Genomic DNA, 17,144 nt, shown 5'->3' on the forward strand with positions numbered 1-17,144 from the left:
TCGACCACCGGCCGGCCAGGGATGGACGGCCCGTTGGAAGACGCGCTGGTGAGCACGCGCAGGTACTTCACCCGCACGCGCGTGTCGCCGGACCTGCGGACCATGACCAAGAAGGGCGGCCGGGAGGCGGACGCCTTCTACCGCGACCGGTGGTCGCACGACAAGGTGGTGCGCTCCACCCACGGGGTGAACTGCACCGGGTCGTGCTCCTGGAAGGTGTACGTCAAGGACGGCATCATCACCTGGGAGGCGCAGCAGACCGACTACCCGTCGGTCGGCCCGGACCGCCCCGAGTACGAGCCGCGCGGCTGCCCGCGCGGCGCGTCGTTCTCCTGGTACACCTACTCGCCGACGCGGGTGCGCTACCCCTACGTCCGGGGCGTCCTGCTGGAGATGTACCGGGAGGCCAGGGCCCGGACGGGCGACCCGGTGCAGGCGTGGCGCGAGATCGTCTCCGACCCGGAGAAGGCCCGGACCTACAAGGACGCGCGCGGGCGCGGCGGCCTGGTGCGGGCGACGTGGGACGAGGCGACCGAGATGATCGCCGCCGCGCACGTCCACACGATCAAGGAGTTCGGCCCCGACCGGGTCGCCGGGTTCTCCCCGATCCCGGCGATGTCGATGGTGTCGCACGCGTCCGGCGCCCGGTTCGTGTCCATGCTCGGCGGGACGATGCTGTCGTTCTACGACTGGTACGCCGACCTCCCGGTGGCGTCCCCGCAGGTGTTCGGCGACCAGACCGACGTCCCCGAGTCGGGTGACTGGTGGGACGCGGGCTACCTCATCATGTGGGGCTCCAACGTCCCGGTCACCCGCACCCCCGACGCGCACTGGATGACCGAGGCCCGCTACCGGGGCCAGAAGGTCGTCGCGGTGTCCCCGGACTACGCCGACAACGTCAAGTTCGCCGACGAGTGGCTCGCCGCCCAGCCCGGAACGGACGGCGCGCTGGCGATGGCCATGGGCCACGTCGTCCTCAAGGAGTTCTTCGTCGACCGGCAGGTCCCGTACTTCACCGACTACGTGAAGCGCTACAGCGACCTGCCGTTCCTGGTGCGCGTCGAGGAGCGCGACGGGGCGTACGTCCCCGGCAAGTTCCTCACGGCGGCCGACCTGCCGGGCGCCGAGGCCGAGTCCGAGCACGCCGCGTTCAAGACCGTGATCCTGGACGCGGCCACCGGCCGCCCGCTCGTCCCGAACGGGTCGCTCGGCTTCCGCTTCGGCGAGTCCGGCGAGGGCAGGTGGAACCTGGACCTGGGCGACGCCGACCCGCTGCTGTCGGTGGCGGGCGGCGAGGGCGGCGAGGCCGTCGAGATCGAGCTGGCCCGGTTCGACGGCATCGACGGCGCGCCGGGCACGCTGCGGCGCGGCGTCCCGGTCCGCACCGTCGGCGGCCACCTCGTCACGACTGTGTTCGACCTGCTTCTCGCCCAGTACGGTGTCGGCCGCGACGGCCTGCCCGGCTCCTGGCCGACCGGGTACGACGACGCGTCCGAGCCGGGCACCCCGGCCTGGCAGGAGACCATCACCGGCGTCCCGGCGCAGGCCGCCGAGCGGATCGGCCGCGAGTACGCGGCGAACGCCGAGGAGACCCGCGGCCGGTCGATGATCATCATGGGCGCGGGCACCAACCACTGGTTCCACTCCGACACCATCTACCGGACGTTCCTCGCGCTGACCACGCTGACCGGCGGCCAGGGCGTGAACGGCGGCGGCTGGGCGCACTACGTCGGGCAGGAGAAGTGCCGCCCGGTCACCGGGTGGGCGCAGCTGGCGTTCGGGCTCGACTGGTCCCGCCCGCCCCGGCAGATGATCGGCACCGCGTTCTGGTACCTGCACACCGACCAGTTCCGCTACGACCAGTTCGACGCCGGCGCCCTGTCGGCGGCGACCGGCGGCGGGACGTTCGCGGGCCGGTCCACCGCCGACGTGATCGCGCAGGCGGCGCGGCTCGGCTGGATGCCGTCCTACCCGACGTTCGACCGCAACCCGCTGACGCTCGCCGACGAGGCGGAGGCCGCCGGGAAGCAGCCCGGCGAGTACATCGTCGAGGAGCTGAAGGCGGACCGGCTCAAGTTCGCCTGCCAGGACCCCGACGCGCCGGAGAACTTCCCCCGCGTCCTCACGGTCTGGCGGTCCAACCTGCTCGGGTCGTCCGCGAAGGGCAACGAGTACTTCCTGCGGCACCTGCTCGGCGCCGCCGACGCCGTCCGCGCCGAGGAGACGCCGCCGGACGTCCGGCCGGAGGAGGTCGTCTGGCGGGACGAGGCCCCCGCCGGCAAGCTCGACCTGCTGCTGTCGCTGGACTTCCGGATGACCAGCACCACCGTCTACTCCGACATCGTGCTGCCGGCGGCGACCTGGTACGAGAAGCACGACCTGAACACGACCGACATGCACCCGTTCGTGCACTCGTTCAACCCGGCGATCGGGCCGCCGTGGCAGACCCGCAGCGACTGGCGCGCGTTCCAGGACATCGCGACCGCGTTCAGCCGCCTCGCCGAGGGGCACCTCGGCGTCCGCAAGGACGTCGTCGCCGTGCCGCTGCTGCACGACACCCCCGACGAGATGGCCACCCCGCACGGCCGCGTCCTGGACTGGGCGAAGGGCGAGTGCGAGCCGGTCCCCGGCGTCACGATGCCGAAGCTCGTCACGGTCGAGCGCGACTACCCGGCCATCGCGGCGAAGATGACCGCGCTCGGCCCGCTCGCCGAGCGGCTCGGCGCCACCACCAAGGGCGTCACGTTCGACCTGGAGCGGGAGGTCGAGTACCTCAAGCACAAGAACGGCGTCGTACGCGGCGGGCCCGCCGACGGCCGCCCGTCGCTGAAGCGGGACGTGCACGCCTGCGAGATGATCCTCGCGTTCTCCGGCACCACCAACGGGCACCTGGCCACCCAGGGCTTCAAGACGGTGGAGCGGCGCACCGGGACCCGGCTCGCCGACCTCGCCGCCGAGCACGAGGGCAAGCAGATCACGTTCGCCGACACCCAGGCCGCGCCCGTGCCCGTGATCACCTCCCCGGAATGGTCGGGGTCGGAGAGCGGCGGGCGCCGCTACTCGCCGTTCACCATCAACGTCGAGCGGCTGAAGCCCTGGCACACCCTCACCGGACGGCAGCACTTCTACCTCGACCACGACTGGATGGCCGAGCTGGGCGAGCAGCTGCCGACGTTCCGGCCGCCGCTCAACATGTCCGCCCTGTTCGGCGAGCCGGAGCTCGGGGAGAAGGGCGAGCTGGGGCTGACCGTCCGGTACCTCACCCCGCACAACAAGTGGTCGATCCACTCCGAGTACCAGGACAACCTGTTCATGCTGTCGCTGTCGCGCGGCGGCCCGGTGATCTGGATGAGCGGGGTGGACGCGGCCAAGATCGGCGTCCGCGACAACGACTGGATCGAGGCGGTCAACCGCAACGGCGTCGTCGTCGCCCGCGCGATCGTCACCCACCGGATGCCCGAGGGCACCGTGTACATGTACCACGCGCAGGACAAGCTGATCGACGTCCCCCGCGCGGAGACGACCGGCCGCCGCGGCGGCATCCACAACTCCCTGACCCGGCTGCTGATCAAGCCGAGTCACCTCGTCGGCGGGTACGCGCAGCTGTCGTTCGCGTTCAACTACCTCGGGCCGACCGGCAACCAGCGCGACGAGGTCACCGTCATCCGCCGCCGCTCCCAGGAGGTGCAGTACTAATGCGCGTCATGGCGCAGATGTCGATGGTGATGAACCTCGACAAGTGCATCGGCTGCCACACCTGCTCGGTCACCTGCAAGCAGGCGTGGACCAACCGCAGCGGCGTCGAGTACGTCTGGTTCAACAACGTCGAGACCCGCCCCGGGCAGGGCTACCCCCGGCAGTACGAGGACCAGGAGAAGTGGCGCGGCGGCTGGGTGCTCAACAAGCGCGGCCGGCTCGCGCTCAGGGGCGGCGGCCGCTGGCACAAGCTGGTGACGATCTTCTCCAACCCGAAGCTGCCCGGGATCGACGACTACTACGAGCCCTGGACCTACGACTACGAGACCCTCACCAACGCGCCGCTGCAGGAGCACACGCCGGTCGCCCGGCCGAAGTCGCTGCTGTCCGGCAAGGACATGAAGGTCTCCTGGTCGGCGAACTGGGACGACGACCTCGGCGGGTCGGTGGAGCACGGCGGCAAGGACGTCCTGCTCAAGGACATCTCCGACAAGGTGAAGATGGAGTTCGACAAGACCTTCATGTTCTACCTGCCGCGGATCTGCGAGCACTGCCTCAACCCGTCCTGCGCGGCGTCCTGCCCGTCCGGCGCGATCTACAAGCGCACCGAGGACGGCATCGTCCTCGTCGACCAGGACAAGTGCCGCGGCTGGCGGATGTGCGTGTCCGGCTGCCCCTACAAGAAGATGTACTTCAACCACCGGACCGGCAAGGCCGAGAAGTGCACGTTCTGCTTCCCGCGCATCGAGGTCGGCCTGCCGACGGTGTGCGCGGAGACGTGCGTCGGGCGGCTCCGCTACATCGGCCTGATCCTCTACGACGCCGACAAGGTGCTGGAGGCCGCGTCCACGCCGGACGACAAGGACCTGTACGAGGCGCAGCGCGGCGTGTTCCTCGACCCGAACGACCCCGAGGTCATCGCGGCGGCCGAGCGGGAGGGCATCCCGCAGGACTGGATCGAGGCCGCGCAGCGGTCCCCGATCTACGCGCTCATCAACACCTACAAGGTGGCGCTGCCGCTGCACCCGGAGTACCGGACGATGCCGATGGTCTGGTACATCCCGCCGCTGTCGCCGGTCGTGGACGTCATCCGCGACACCGGCCACGACGCCGAGGACAAGGGCAACCTGTTCGCGGCGATCGACGCGCTGCGCATCCCCGTCGAGTACCTGGCGGAGCTGTTCACCGCCGGGGACACCGCGGTCGTCGACGGCGTCCTGCGCCGGCTCGCCGCGATGCGCTCCTACATGCGCGACATCAACCTCGGCCGCGAGCCCGACCTCGCCATCCCCGAGGGCGTCGGGATGTCCGGCGAGGAGATGTACGACATGTACCGGCTGCTGGCGCTCGCCAAGTACGACGAGCGGTACGTGATCCCGACGGCGCACGCCGAGGACGCGCACAGCCTGGAGGAGATCGCCACCGAGTGCAGCCTGAACTACGACGGCGGCCCCGGCATGGGCGGCGCGGGGCTGCCCGGCGGCTCCGGCCCGTTCGGCGAGGCGTCCGGGCGGCCGAACCCGATCGCGGTGGAGAACTTCCACATGCTGCAGGCGCGGCAGACCTCCGACAGCCCCGTCGACCCGGCCGACAAGCACAAGCGCGTCAACCTGCTCAACTGGGACGGCAAGGGCGCCCCCGCCGGGCTGTTCCCGGACCGCAAGGGCGACTCGGAGGTCGGGCCGGGCGGCACCAACCCGCCCGCCGACTCGGGCGCCGCCGAAACGGAGCCGAAGCCGTGAGGATCAAACCCGGGAAGAAGGCCGGCCTGACCGACGCCGAACTGGCCACCGCCTGGCAGGCGGCGTCGCTGCTGATCGGCTACCCCGACGAGGAGCTGCTCGGGCGGCGCCCGCTGCTCCGCCGCGCCGTGGCGGGCCTGCCGGAGCCGGTCGCCGCGCCGCTCGGCCGCGTCCTCGACCATCTGGACGCGACGCCGCCGCGGGAGCTCGCCGCCGACTACGTCGCCACGTTCGACTACCGCAAGCGGTGCTGCCTCTACCTGACCTACTACGCCTACGGCGACACCCGGAAGCGGGGCATGGCCCTGCTGCGGTTCAAGCAGGCGTACCAGGCGGCCGGGCTCGACCTGGACGACGGCGAGCTGCCCGACCACCTGGCCGTGGTGCTGGAGTTCGCCGCGACCGGCGACCCCGCGCAGGGGCGGCGGCTGCTGCTCGAGCACCGCGCCGGCCTGGAACTGCTGCGCCTGTCGCTGACCGAGGCCGGGTCGCCGTGGGCGCCCGTCCTGGACGCGGTCGCGGCGACGCTGCCGCCGCTGACCGGCCGCACCGAGGACGCCGTCGCCCGCCTCATCGCCGAGGGGCCGCCCGAGGAGGCGGTCGGCCTCGCCCCCTACGGCGCCGACGCGGCCGCCATGGGGCCCGTCCTGCTGCCCGATCCCGTCGTTGGAGCGCCCTCATGACCAGCACCCTGCCCGTCCTCGCCGCCGAGAGCGGCAGCGATCCGGGCGTCGTCGGCACCCTCCTGTGGGTCGCCCTGCCCTACGTCACCATCGCGGTGTTCGTGCTGGGGCACATCTGGCGGTACCGCTACGACAAGTTCGGCTGGACGACCCGCTCGTCCCAGCTGTACGAGCGGCGGCTGCTGCGCATCGGCAGCCCGCTGTTCCACTTCGGGATCCTGGTCGTCGCGCTCGGCCACGTCGGCGGGCTCATCATTCCCGACGGCTGGACCGAGGCGGTCGGCATCACCGAGCACATGTACCACATCGTCGCCGTGGTCCTCGGGACGATCGCCGGGTTCTGCACGCTGGCGGGCCTCGCGATCCTGATCTACCGCCGCCGGACGGTCGGGCCGGTGTTCCTCGCGACCACCCGCAACGACAAGCTGATGTACGTGGTGCTCACCGGCACCATCGCGATCGGGCTGGCCGCCACCGTCGCCGCCAACATCGTCGGCGACGGCTACAACTACCGGGAGACGGTCTCCCCGTGGTTCCGGTCGGTGTTCTACCTCCAGCCGGACCCGGACCTGATGACCGGCGTGCCGATCCTGTTCAAGCTGCACGCGCTGAGCGCGCTGCTGCTGTTCTGCATCTGGCCGTTCACGCGGCTGGTGCACATGCTCACCGCCCCGGTCGGCTACCTGACGCGGCCCTACATCGTCTACCGCAGCCGCGACGAGCACCTCGGCATGCACGAGACGCGCCGGGGCTGGGAGCGCGTGCAGCGCCCCTGACCCCAGGACGGGAAATGCTCCCACCCCCGCGCCGGGGTGGGAGCGTCGTCATACCGGGGGACGGGTCAGCGGATCCAGAGGTCGGGGCCGAAGACCTCGTAGTGGATGCGCTCGTCGGAGACGCCGGCGTCCAGCAGGCCCCGCCTGATCTCGCGCATGAACGGCAGCCGGCCGCACATGAACACGCGGGCCTTGTCCGGCAGCGGCAGCTCGGACACGTCGATCCGGCCGGGCCGGACGTCCGCGCCGGGTGCGGCGCCGGCGGGCTCCTCGTACCAGGTCAGCTGCCGGAACCCGGCGATCCGGCGGCCCGACTCGGCGATCTGCGCGCGCAGCGCGTGGGTGCGGGGGCTCCGGTCGGCGTGGACGGCGAGGACCTCGCGGGCGGGGGCGGTGGCGGCCAGGTGGTCGATCACCGCCGCGGCGGGGGTGATGCCGATGCCCGCGCTGATCAGGACGAGCGGGTCCTCCTCGTCGTTCACCACGACGTCGCCGAACGGCCGGGACAGCTCCAGCTCGTCGCCGGGGGCCGCGTGCTCGAACAGGTACCCCGAGACGGCCCCGTCGGGCGCCGCGCCCTCGCCGCGCACCCGCCGGACGGTGATCTGGGCGGTGCCGCCCGCGGCCCGCGACAGCGTGTACTGGCGGGGCTGGCGCAGGCCGTCCGGCAGCGTCACCGCGACGGACACGTACTGGCCGGGGCGGTGCGCGGGGACCTCGCCGCCGTCGGCGGGCTCCAGGACGAGCGAGAAGACGTCCTCGGCCTCGTCCCGCCGGTCCACGACGCGCCAGGGCCGGTAGGGGGCGGCCGGGTCGCAGGCGGCGTCCCGGTACAGCCGCGCCTCCTCGGCGATGAGGAGCGTCGCGAACAGCCAGTACACCTCCGACCAGGCGGCGTGCACCTCCGGCGTCACCGCGTCGCCGAGCACGTCGGCGACCGCGCCCATCAGGTGCCGCCCGACGACCGTGTACTGCTCGGGGCGGATGCCGAGCGAGGCGTGCTTGTGCGCGATGCGCGGCAGCATCTGCTGGAACGGCGTCCCGGAGTCGGGGTTCACCAGGTGCCCGGCGAACGCGGCCACCGAGCCGGCCAGCGCCCGGCGCTGCTCGCCGTTGGCCTGGTTGCCCTGGTTGAACAGGTGCCGCAGCTCGGGGTGCGCGGCGAACATCGCGGAGTAGAACCGGCCGGTGATCTCAGCACCGTTGGCGCCGACGGCGGGCAGCGTGGCCCGCACGATGTCGGCGTGGTCGGACGAGAGCATCAGATGCCTTCCTGTGGGAGGCGCCGCCGCGGGCTGCGGCGGCGACGGAGGGACTGCGCGCGGTGGACGCCCCAGGCGACCGCCCGATCTTATTGGCGAGGCGCTAATAAGAGCTGTGATGTGCACCACACCGATCCGCTCGGCGAGGTCCGACAGGGGGTGGGCGGGGGTGCCGCGGCGGCCTCAGCGGCGCGGCCGTGCGAGCATCACGCGCCTTCCTGCGCGGGGGACGCCGCCGCGTGCACCGGCAGCGCCAGGGACAGCAGGACCGGTTCCGGGGGATCGGTCACCAGGTCGCGGAGCCGCACCCGGTTCAGCGAGGCGAGGAACGCCTCCTGCGCCGTCCGCAGCGCGCCGCGCAGCCGGCACCCGCCGCGCAGCGGGCACGGCGGGTGGTCGCAGTCGACGGCCTCGCCCGGCCCCTCCAGGGCCCGGACGATCTCGCCGACCGGCAGGTCCGGCGTCCCGCTCGCGAGGACGACCCCGCCGCCCCTGCCCCGCGACGTCTTGACGAAACCGTGCCCGCGCAGCCGCTGCACGATCTTCGCCATGTGCTGCGGCGCGACCCCGAGGCGGTCCGCGAGATCGGCGGCGGACCGCCGCTCGTCCCGCGCCCCGAGCAGCATCAGCGCACGCAGCGCCAGGTCGGTGGACTGGGTCAGGTACACGGTGTGATCATAGGTAAATCGGAGTCGGCAATTCCGATTAAGCGCTGTGGTGATCACCACTATGGCCTTGACCACACCGATTCGCATCGGTCAGGACGGGCCGTTCCCCGGCGGCCGGGATACGGCGGCCGGTGACCCGCCACAGCGGGACGCGGATGAAGTGGTCGCGCGGCCCCGGCGCCCACGGCCGCAGCGGCAGCCGGGCCACCCGCGCGGCCTCCGCCGGGTCGGTCACCGCGCGCGCCTGCCCGACCGCCGTCACCGACCAGCCCGTCCGGGCGGCCGGGTCGAACGCGTCCACCTCGAACGCGACGATCGCGCCGCGCAGCGCGGCGTCCAGCTTCGAACCCGGCGCGGTGCGGATGACCACGGCCTCGTCGCCGTCCAGCACGAAGGTCACCGGCTGGATGGCGGGCAGGGCCTGATCGGTGTAGACCACGCGCCCGACCGGCGCGGACCGCAGCAGCGCGAGGCACTCCTCGCGGCCGAGGATCTCCAGGTCGTCTCCGGTGGATCGCATACCACCAGGCTCCTCGCCGGCAGGCGGCGGATACAGGGGCGAACGTCCCGTCACGCCCGGCCACCGGGCCCTTACCGGGGAGGCGGTCAGGACTCGGCGGGCACCGGCCCGCCGATCCGCCGGCCGGTGATCAGCTCGGGGCGGATGCGGACGAAGTACTCCCGCTCGCCGGGTGCCCAGCTGCGCAGCGGCAGGGCCTCCAGCGCGGCCGCGTCGTCCGGGTCGGTGACGTGCCGGGCGGGCCCGACCGCGACCACCGACCAGCCCGTCTCCGCCGCCGTGTCGAACTCGTCGATCTCGAACGCGACGATCGTGTCCGCGGCGGCCTTGGCCAGCCGCGACGTCCGCGACGTCCGGATCACGATGTCGCCGCCGCTGACGGCGAAGTTCACCGGCTGGACGGCCGGCAGCGCGTGGTGGGTGAACACGATCCGCCCGATCTCCGCGCGCGCCAGCAGGCGGCGGCACTCGTCCTCGTCGAGGATCTCCAGGCCGCTGTGGTCGAGCTGCATGCGTCCAGCGTGGATCGCCCGCGCGCCCCGCCGTTAGGGACCAAGGTCCCGAATCCCGGGGTGCTGCCTGACCAGGCCCGGAGGAACGGTAACGTCCCGGACAACCCCGACGATCCCGCCTGGAGGTCCCCGTGCTCGCCCTCACCACCGCCGACGTGCGCCTGTTCCTGCACGTGCTCGCCGCGACGATCTGGGTCGGCGGCCAGATCACGCTCGGCGCGCTCGTGCCCGCGCTGCGCGGCTACGAGGGCGTCACCAAGGTCGCCGCGCGCCGCTACAACCTGGTCGCCTGGCCCGCGTTCGCCGTCCTCGTCCTCACCGGCATCTGGAACATCACCGCCGGTGACATCGGCGGCCCGGCCCAGCGCACCCTCGAAGTGAAGATCGTGTTCGTCCTGCTGTCGGGCGTGGCGGCGCTCCTGCACACCCGCGCCACGTCCAAGGGCGGCCTCGCCGTCTGGGGCGCCCTCGGCATGGTCGGCGCCCTCGCCGCCCTCCTGTTCGGCGTCCAGCTCGGCTGACCGGCGGCCGCCGCTTCCGCCATGAACCGGCCCGCGGGCAGATCCTCTAGGTTTGCCCTATGAGCGATTCTGTGGCGGTCGGGCTGGTCGGAGCGGGACCCTGGGCGGGCATGGTGCACGCGCCCGCGCTGGCGGCGGGACCGGAGACGCGGCTTGCGGGCGTGTGGGCGCGGCGGCCCGAGGCGTCCGCCGAACTGGCCGCGAAGCACGGCGCGCCCTCGTTCGCGCGGATCGAGGAGCTGTTCGACGCCTGCGAGGCGGTGGCGTTCTCCGTCCCGCCGGACGTCCAGGCCGACCTCGCCGCCCGGGCCGCCCGCGCGGGCAAGGCCGTCCTGCTGGAGAAGCCCCTCGCCATGGACCTGGACGGCGCCCGCCGCGTGGCCGGGGCCATCGCCGACGCCGGCGTCGTCTCGCAGATGGTCTTCACGCTGCGCTACTCCCGCGCGGCCCGCGACTTCCTCGCCCGGGTGAGCGGCCTCGACCCGTTCGGCGGCTACGGCTCGTTCGTCTCCTCGGTGCTGAGCGGCGGGCCCTTCGCCACCCCGTGGCGGCTGGAGAAGGGCGCGCTGCTCGACCTCGGCCCCCACATCGTCGACCTGCTGGACGCCTCGCTCGGCCGCGTCGCCGGCGTCCGCGCGCACGGCGACCCGCTCGGCTGGCTCGGGCTCACCCTGGAGCACGAGGGCGGCGCGGTCAGCCAGGCGTCCGTCTCGATGGCGGGGACGGGGGAGCTGCCGCCCGCCCGCGTCGAGGTGTACGGGCGCAAGGGGCACGCCGTGCTCGACTGGTCGCAGCTCGGCGACGACGCGTTCGCCACGATGGTCGCCGAGTTCGCCGCCGCCGTCCGCGGCGGGCGGCCGCCGGCGCTGGACGCCGCGCACGGCCTGCGCATCCAGGAGGTCCTCGCCTCCGCCGAGGCCCAGCTCGCCGGGGAGGGCTGACCCCGTGCCCCGGACGATCGAGGAGATCCTCGCCGACGCGCGCGGCCGCCTGGACCGCCTGGACCCCCGCCGCGCGCACGCCGAGATGAGCGACGGCGCCGTGCTGGTCGACATCCGCCCGGCGGCCCAGCGGGCCGACGAGGGGGAGATCCCCGGCGCGCTGATCGTGGAGCGCAACGTCCTGGAATGGCGCTTCGACCCGGCCTCCGGCGCCCGGCTGCCCGAGGCGACCGGCCACGACGTCCGCGTGATCGTGTTCTGCTCGGAGGGCTACACCTCCAGCCTCGCCGCCGCGTCCCTGCACGACCTCGGCCTGACCCGCGCGACCGACATCGACGGCGGGTTCCGCGCCTGGCGCGCCGCCGGGCTGCCGACGACCGGGGGAGCCGCCCGCCCGGATTGACCGCGCGCACAATTCACCTGTTTCGGCGGTCGATATCGCATCCGTCTTAGTGTCCCGCCGGGAGCTTTTAGCGGCCGACTTATAAGACGCGGATATCTTTTCCATTGGGTCTTGATTTTCGCGATCACTGGGGTAGAAAAAGTCAAACCCCCCTCCGAGGAGGAAAACCCCCGTGAAGGCTCCCATCACCAGGCTGGCCGCCCCGCTGGCGGCCGCGTCCGCGGCCCTCGCCCTGACCGCCACCGGCGCGTCGGCCGCCACCACCACCATCCGCGAGGACACCGCCGCCGGAGCGCCCTACTCCGGCAACTGGCAGGTCTCCACCGTCGGGCCGCTCACCTTCTCCGTCGTCTACCTGGGCTCGACCGTGACCGGCTCCTGCGAGAGCGCGACCTTGCAGGGCACCGTCGAGTCGGCGGGCGCCGGCGAGCTCACCGCCGCGTCGATCGGCGCCTGCCAGACGTCCAACGGCCTCAGCTCGCCCGCGACCGACCTCGACCTGTCCGAACTGCCCGACAAGAGCGGCCAGATCGCCTACGACCCCGTCGCCGGCGGGCGCGACGGCGTCCTGTCCATCAACGGCGGCCTCAGCTTCAAGCTGCAGGGCGACGTCCTCGGCATCCCGATCACCTGCTACTACGGGTTCCAGACCGGCGGGACCCCCGGGCTCAGCTTCGACGTCTACAACCGGGACAACCCGAACCGCCCGCTCGCCGACCAGGACGACGCGCAGGGCACGTCCGACGACATCACCCTGGTGCGGCAGTCCGGCAGCAGCTTCCTCTGCCCGTCCAACGGCACCGGCAGCGGCGCCGGCATCGCCCGCGGGGAGAGCACCCCCGGCTCGGGCGTGTTCGACCGCAAGCTCTACCTGACCTCGTAGCGCGGAGCGGCGGCCGGTCCCCGGGGCCGGTGCAAGGGAGTGATCATCCACCCCGGGGCCCGGCCGCCCTCACGTGCCCTCGCGGTGCTGGGTCGCCGTGTCGGAACGACCGGGGGCGTACGGCCGGAATCCTTCTGGACGAACGCGAGGAATTCGAGCCTAACTCCGCCGGTCAGCCCTGTGTAATGACAGCGTGCTTACAGTTGTTTCCCACCGGTGTCCGAACCCCGCCGTGGCAAAATCACCGTTCGGACACCAGTGAGGCCCCCCGCCCCGCGCGGCGGTTTCATTCTGCTCGGTGCGGAACAATCACGGTCATGAGAACCGTGGCCATTTCCGACACGCACGCTCCCCGGCGCTGGAAGACGTGCCCGCCGCGGGTGGCCGAGCACCTGCGCGGCGCGGACGTGATCCTGCACGCCGGCGACGTGTGCACGGCGTCCGTCCTGGACGAGCTGGCCGAGTACGCGCCCGTCCACGCCGTCCTGGGCAACAACGACGGCCCGGACGTCGCCGCCTGGGGCGCCCCCGAACGCCTGGAACTCGACCTGGACGGCCTCGCCGTCGCCATGGTCCACGACAGCGGCCAGGCACACGGCCGCACCGCCCGCATGCGCCGCTGGTTCCCCGCCGCCGACCTCGTCGTCTTCGGCCACTCCCACATCCCCCTGGACGAAACGGCCGACGGCATCCGCATCTTCAACCCGGGCTCCCCCACCGACCGCCGCCGCCAACCCCACGGCACGATAGGCATCCTGGAAATCCACGACGCCCACCTGACCCAAGCGAAAATAATCCCCGTCACCTAACACCGTGCCTCCGAAACGCAGCGGCCGGTGGTTCTACTGCTCCTACCCTGTGACCGTCGCCGCACCTTCCCCCGAAGCGAGGCCGCATGCCTGCAGTCCCCGCCAGTCGCAGGGTGGCCCGCGCCGCCGTCAACGCTCTTCGCGCCCTGCTGGAGCGGCACGACCACATCGTGCACGAGGTCGACGGCCAGAACGACTTCGGCGAGGACCTGCACGTGGAGTTCACGGCAGATGGCAAGCGCACCGGCGACCTGGTCAAAGTGCAGATCAAGGGCGGCCGCTCATGGCGCAGGAAAGACGGATACAGCGTGCCGGTCGGTCACCATGGTGAATCCTGGGCGGACGGCAACGTACCCGTACTCTGCATCGTCCACGACCCGGATACCGAGAGCCTCTACTGGGCCAACGCCACGGAACAGTTGCTGTCGGCGCGCCGCCAACGGCGGGTGCTGAAGAACATCATGATCGACGAGGCCAGAGTGCTCGACGACCGCACTGTTGCCGCCTTCGTTCTCGCCACGCGCCATTACCTGAGCCGCTACCGGGGCAACCAGGCACTGCGAGCGAGGATCGGCGAGATGGCGGGGGTCGACTTCGAGGCGTCCGACATCGTCCTGCACTTCGTCAACGAGCATGGAGAGGACCTCGTCTTCTGGCAGCGGCAGGGCGAGGGGTACGCGACGCTTCTGCACAGCGATCTCGACTGGCGGCCGGAGTTCATCGGTCCGGAGACGCTGCACTTCGACACGTCCTTCGGCATGCCCGGCGTCGACGCGAGGTGCTGGATGCGTACATTTCCAAACGCGTCCACCGTCGGCTCTTCAACGAACCCGCTTCGCTGGCGCGGTCCATTGATGCCATGCGCTCGGGTGAGCGCGTCGACCCGGCCGTCTTGGACGAACTCGAAGAACTGGAAGCAGATGCCGCGGTGTTGGCGGAGGCCGTCGCCGCGTCCTGCGACACCTGGGACGACATGTCCTTGAAGGCGAGGCGCCTCGTCACCCTCTACCTGGTTGAGCGGGTGAACGTCGGCCTGCCGTCCGAGCCCATCGGTGACCAGTTCCGTATCGTCTGGCGTTGGAGACGCTCCTGGGGTGAGTACGGCTTCTCGGCCAGAGTGGGCCGGCCGAGTGCCCGGCTGACGCCGCGACGGGAGATCGTCCCGGCTCGCAAACTGGCACCCGGCGACACCGTCTACTGGCTCAGCCGACATGGGAACGAGCGGGGGCGGCGGGTCTCAGAGGTCTGGTGGTCCGAGGAAACGGTCGGCGCTGTCTGCGTGCTCTTCGACGGCCTGTCACTGGGAGACACCTTCTGGCCCGGCGAGAAGTTCGCGCGGAAAAAGCAGGCGACTTGATCTGCGAGACCTGAGCACCCGCGCTCGACGGTCGTGGGGACGGCATGGAATCGTCCCCTTGAGATGATCGCCTCGATGGAGGGGAGACCGGGATGGCCGACCGCGTCACCGTGAACGTGCATGAAGGGGTCGCCGATGTGCGGCTCAATCGGCCCGGCAAGCTGAACGCCCTCGACATGGCCGCGTTCGACGCGCTCGCCGAGACGGGTGACGCGCTCGCCGCGGACGCGTCCGTCCGGGCCGTCGTCCTGTCGGGGGAGGGACGCGCCTTCTGCGCCGGGCTCGACTTCTCCGGGTTCGCCGCCATGGCCGGCGACGGTGAGCGCACCGGCGACGGCGAGCGGACGAAGCGGCTGCTGAACGACATCACGGACCGCGAGCCGGGACGCATCACCAACCTCGGGCAGCAGGCCGTGCACGTCTGGCGGGAGATGCCGCAGCCCGTCATCGCCGCCGTCCACGGGCACGCGCTCGGCGGCGGACTGCAGATCGCGCTCGGCGCCGACATCCGCATCGTCGCGCCCGACGCCAAGCTGTCGGTACTGGAGATCCGCTGGGGGCTCATCCCCGACATGACCGGCACCGCCGCACTGATCCGCCTTGTCGGTGAGGACGTGGCGAAGGAGCTCACGTTCACCGGCCGCATGGTCTCCGGCGAGGACGCCGTCCGGATCGGCCTCGCCACCCGCACCGCCGACGATCCGCGCGCGGCCGCGACCGAGCTCGCCCGCGAGATCGCCGGCAACAGCCCGGACGCGGTGCGGAGCGCCAAGCGTCTGCTGAACCGCGCGGCCGACCACGACCTGGCCGGCCAGTTCCTCGAAGAGTCGCGGGCGCTCGGCGCGCTGCGCGGCAGCCCCAACCAGGTCGAGGCCGTCCGCGCCTACTTCGAGAAGCGCCCGCCCTCCTTCGCCGACCCGGCCTGACCTGGAGACCTGCCGGGTGGCGGCCGATGCGGGCAGCACGCCGCAGTGAGTCCGTGGGGGAGAGAGGGTGCCTGCCGGGCTACGCCCAGAAGGGGGCGATCTTCGCGGCGGCCGCCTTGCCCTGCGCGAGCCCGGCGTTCGCCGACGGTGTGCGGGTGGACGGGTCGAGCGGGTCGGTGCCGAAGGCGGCCAGCGACGCTTCGTCCGGGTTGATCACCTCAACGCGCCCGCCGTCCTTCTCCACTGCGGCGATGTCCACGGCCAATCGGGGATCGTCCATCGGCGCGATGAGCAGCACCCGCTCGTACCCCGCCGCGAGATCGAGGTTGTTCACCGAACGCACCCCGCCGTCCACATAGCGGATGCCGCCGATCGTCACCGGCGGCCAGATCATCGGGACCGCGCAGCTCGCAGCGACGGCGTCCACCAGTGTCACGCCCGAATCGCGGTCGAAAAGGCGAAGATCACCGGTCAGCGCGTTCACCGCCGTCACCCGCAGATCCCTGGACGGCCACTCGTGGACGGGCAGCCGCGCCTCGATCACCGCCCGCCGTTCGGACTCGTCGACGGTGTCGGCGGCGAGCGCCCGCGGCCCGAGCCCGCGGCGGACCGCCGCCGGATCGCCGTCCTCCTCCGCGAGCCGCATCCAGATCTCCACGAACTCGGCGACCGTCACGCCGCCGGACGGGACCAACTCCCGGTTCTGCAGCGCCGGATCGGCCTGGCGCGCGAACAGCTCCCCGATGGGCAGGCCGCTGCCGACCTGAGCCGCCACCGCCGAGCCCGCCGATGTGCCGAGCAGGAGGTCGGCGGCGGTGACGTCCGTCCCCTCGCCGGCGAGGCCCGCGAGCACCCCCGTCAGCCACGCGATCCCGGCGACGCCACCGCCCCCGAGTACGAGCGCACGTCCGTTTCCACTCATGGTCCGTCCTTCCCGTCGTGACCGTCAGAGGGTAAGGCGCGAAGATCCGGTCGCGGCCGGCACGTTCCGAATGCCTGGTCCGGAGACGGGGAAGAACCTTCGGGCCGCGCGCGTTGCAGACTCTGCGCCGGCACGGTGCCGTACCCCGCCACGTGCGGGACGGAATACCGACGCCGTCGCGCCCGTTGGAAGACCCGATCGCGTGCGGCAGGACGGTGCGCGTGAGGAACCCGGTGCGTCGATTTGACGTCGACGCTCGGACAACGTAAGTTAACCGCTCGTCCCCTCCACGGTTGCAGGACGCCCGCATGGCGGCCGGCCGGACGACGGGGAAACCACCTACGAACCAGCTGACGCGGCTCAGCCGTGTCAGCTGTGCCGTGCGGTGGCATCGGGAAGGCTCCGTTTTGACAATCGGGCCGGATCTGATGAAATAGCTCCACCGCTCCGAAGGTGCCGCGCAAACGGCATTGGACGGGCGTTATCGGAGAAAGCCGAAATTGACAGACCGGCCGGATCCGAT

Annotated in this window: 17 protein-coding genes; 12 read left to right on the plus strand and 5 right to left on the minus strand. The window is 71.9% G+C overall.

Annotated elements, in window-relative coordinates; all coding sequences use genetic code 11:
• Positions 1–21: 21 nt before the first annotated feature.
• Genes ABFX46_RS33405 through narI form a run of 4 tightly spaced genes read left to right on the plus strand, consistent with a single transcriptional unit; the run spans position 22 to position 6,897 of the window.
• A complete protein-coding gene (locus ABFX46_RS33405; protein WP_346047935.1) occupies positions 22–3,696 on the plus strand; it encodes a nitrate reductase subunit alpha in 3,675 nt (1,224 codons plus the stop codon).
• A complete protein-coding gene (gene narH / locus ABFX46_RS33410) occupies positions 3,696–5,438 on the plus strand; it encodes a nitrate reductase subunit beta (protein ID WP_346047916.1) in 1,743 nt (580 codons plus the stop codon). The genes ABFX46_RS33405 and narH overlap by 1 nt, the downstream gene beginning before the upstream one ends.
• Complete coding sequence (narJ, locus tag ABFX46_RS33415) at positions 5,435–6,121, plus strand: nitrate reductase molybdenum cofactor assembly chaperone (RefSeq protein WP_346047917.1); 687 nt, start codon at positions 5,435–5,437, stop codon at positions 6,119–6,121. Before narH ends, narJ begins: the two co-directional genes overlap by 4 nt.
• Positions 6,118–6,897: a respiratory nitrate reductase subunit gamma gene (gene narI, locus ABFX46_RS33420; RefSeq protein ID WP_346047918.1), complete on the plus strand. Its 780-nt coding sequence runs from the start codon at positions 6,118–6,120 to the stop codon at positions 6,895–6,897. The genes narJ and narI overlap by 4 nt, the downstream gene beginning before the upstream one ends.
• Positions 6,898–6,962: 65 nt before the next feature.
• On the opposite strand, the gene ABFX46_RS33425 is transcribed toward narI, so the two are convergent.
• The 4 genes from ABFX46_RS33425 to ABFX46_RS33440 form a co-directional block, all read right to left on the minus strand.
• Positions 6,963–8,159, minus strand: a complete 1,197-nt coding sequence (locus tag ABFX46_RS33425; protein ID WP_346047919.1) for a globin domain-containing protein — start codon at positions 8,157–8,159, stop codon at positions 6,963–6,965.
• Between the two features lie 206 nt (positions 8,160–8,365).
• A complete protein-coding gene (locus tag ABFX46_RS33430; protein WP_346047920.1) occupies positions 8,366–8,827 on the minus strand; it encodes an RrF2 family transcriptional regulator in 462 nt (153 codons plus the stop codon).
• Between the two features lie 37 nt (positions 8,828–8,864).
• Positions 8,865–9,347: a pyridoxamine 5'-phosphate oxidase family protein gene (locus ABFX46_RS33435; protein WP_346047921.1), complete on the minus strand. Its 483-nt coding sequence runs from the start codon at positions 9,345–9,347 to the stop codon at positions 8,865–8,867.
• A gap of 86 nt (positions 9,348–9,433) precedes the next feature.
• Positions 9,434–9,859: a pyridoxamine 5'-phosphate oxidase family protein gene (locus tag ABFX46_RS33440; protein WP_346047922.1), complete on the minus strand. Its 426-nt coding sequence runs from the start codon at positions 9,857–9,859 to the stop codon at positions 9,434–9,436.
• Between the two features lie 131 nt (positions 9,860–9,990).
• Between ABFX46_RS33440 and ABFX46_RS33445 the strand changes: the two genes are divergently transcribed.
• The 8 genes from ABFX46_RS33445 (at position 9,991) to ABFX46_RS33480 (ending at position 15,699) form a co-directional block, all read left to right on the plus strand.
• Entirely contained in the window at positions 9,991–10,380 is a 390-nt protein-coding gene (locus ABFX46_RS33445) for a hypothetical protein (RefSeq protein ID WP_346047923.1), read from the plus strand.
• A 59-nt stretch (positions 10,381–10,439) separates the two neighbouring features.
• Positions 10,440–11,321 (plus strand): Gfo/Idh/MocA family protein, encoded by an 882-nt coding sequence (locus tag ABFX46_RS33450; RefSeq protein WP_346047924.1) that lies wholly within the window; start codon positions 10,440–10,442, stop codon positions 11,319–11,321.
• A gap of 4 nt (positions 11,322–11,325) precedes the next feature.
• Positions 11,326–11,724, plus strand: coding sequence for a rhodanese-like domain-containing protein (locus ABFX46_RS33455; RefSeq protein ID WP_346047925.1), 399 nt, complete (start codon positions 11,326–11,328; stop codon positions 11,722–11,724).
• A 172-nt stretch (positions 11,725–11,896) separates the two neighbouring features.
• A complete protein-coding gene (locus ABFX46_RS33460) occupies positions 11,897–12,607 on the plus strand; it encodes a hypothetical protein (protein WP_346047926.1) in 711 nt (236 codons plus the stop codon).
• A 317-nt stretch (positions 12,608–12,924) separates the two neighbouring features.
• Positions 12,925–13,416, plus strand: coding sequence for a metallophosphoesterase family protein (locus ABFX46_RS33465; protein ID WP_346047928.1), 492 nt, complete (start codon positions 12,925–12,927; stop codon positions 13,414–13,416).
• A gap of 113 nt (positions 13,417–13,529) precedes the next feature.
• Entirely contained in the window at positions 13,530–14,399 is an 870-nt protein-coding gene (locus ABFX46_RS33470) for a DUF4365 domain-containing protein (RefSeq protein WP_346047929.1), read from the plus strand.
• Positions 14,390–14,773, plus strand: a complete 384-nt coding sequence (locus ABFX46_RS33475; RefSeq protein ID WP_346047930.1) for a hypothetical protein — start codon at positions 14,390–14,392, stop codon at positions 14,771–14,773. Before ABFX46_RS33470 ends, ABFX46_RS33475 begins: the two co-directional genes overlap by 10 nt.
• A gap of 92 nt (positions 14,774–14,865) precedes the next feature.
• Complete coding sequence (locus tag ABFX46_RS33480) at positions 14,866–15,699, plus strand: crotonase/enoyl-CoA hydratase family protein (protein ID WP_346047931.1); 834 nt, start codon at positions 14,866–14,868, stop codon at positions 15,697–15,699.
• 79 nt (positions 15,700–15,778) lie between these two features.
• On the opposite strand, the gene ABFX46_RS33485 is transcribed toward ABFX46_RS33480, so the two are convergent.
• The gene (locus tag ABFX46_RS33485; protein ID WP_346047932.1) at positions 15,779–16,621 is read right to left on the minus strand and encodes a patatin-like phospholipase family protein; all 843 of its coding nucleotides are present in this window, start codon (positions 16,619–16,621) and stop codon (positions 15,779–15,781) included.
• Positions 16,622–17,144: the final 523 nt, after the last annotated feature.

This window comes from Actinomadura chokoriensis (assembly GCF_039529475.1).
Classification (GTDB): domain Bacteria; phylum Actinomycetota; class Actinomycetes; order Streptosporangiales; family Streptosporangiaceae; genus Spirillospora; species Spirillospora bangladeshensis.

Coding starts and splice junctions, on each gene's coding strand:
- ABFX46_RS33405 (WP_346047935.1), top strand. CDS start 22: ATGGACGGCCCGTTGGAAGACGCGCTGGTGAGCACGCGCAGGTACTTC.
- narH (WP_346047916.1), top strand. CDS start 3,696: ATGCGCGTCATGGCGCAGATGTCGATGGTGATGAACCTCGACAAGTGC.
- narI (WP_346047918.1), top strand. CDS start 6,118: ATGACCAGCACCCTGCCCGTCCTCGCCGCCGAGAGCGGCAGCGATCCG.
- ABFX46_RS33425 (WP_346047919.1), bottom strand. CDS start 8,159: ATGCTCTCGTCCGACCACGCCGACATCGTGCGGGCCACGCTGCCCGCC.
- ABFX46_RS33435 (WP_346047921.1), bottom strand. CDS start 9,347: ATGCGATCCACCGGAGACGACCTGGAGATCCTCGGCCGCGAGGAGTGC.
- ABFX46_RS33440 (WP_346047922.1), bottom strand. CDS start 9,859: ATGCAGCTCGACCACAGCGGCCTGGAGATCCTCGACGAGGACGAGTGC.
- ABFX46_RS33450 (WP_346047924.1), top strand. CDS start 10,440: ATGAGCGATTCTGTGGCGGTCGGGCTGGTCGGAGCGGGACCCTGGGCG.
- ABFX46_RS33465 (WP_346047928.1), top strand. CDS start 12,925: ATGAGAACCGTGGCCATTTCCGACACGCACGCTCCCCGGCGCTGGAAG.
- ABFX46_RS33475 (WP_346047930.1), top strand. CDS start 14,390: ATGTCCTTGAAGGCGAGGCGCCTCGTCACCCTCTACCTGGTTGAGCGG.
- ABFX46_RS33480 (WP_346047931.1), top strand. CDS start 14,866: ATGGCCGACCGCGTCACCGTGAACGTGCATGAAGGGGTCGCCGATGTG.
- ABFX46_RS33485 (WP_346047932.1), bottom strand. CDS start 16,621: ATGAGTGGAAACGGACGTGCGCTCGTACTCGGGGGCGGTGGCGTCGCC.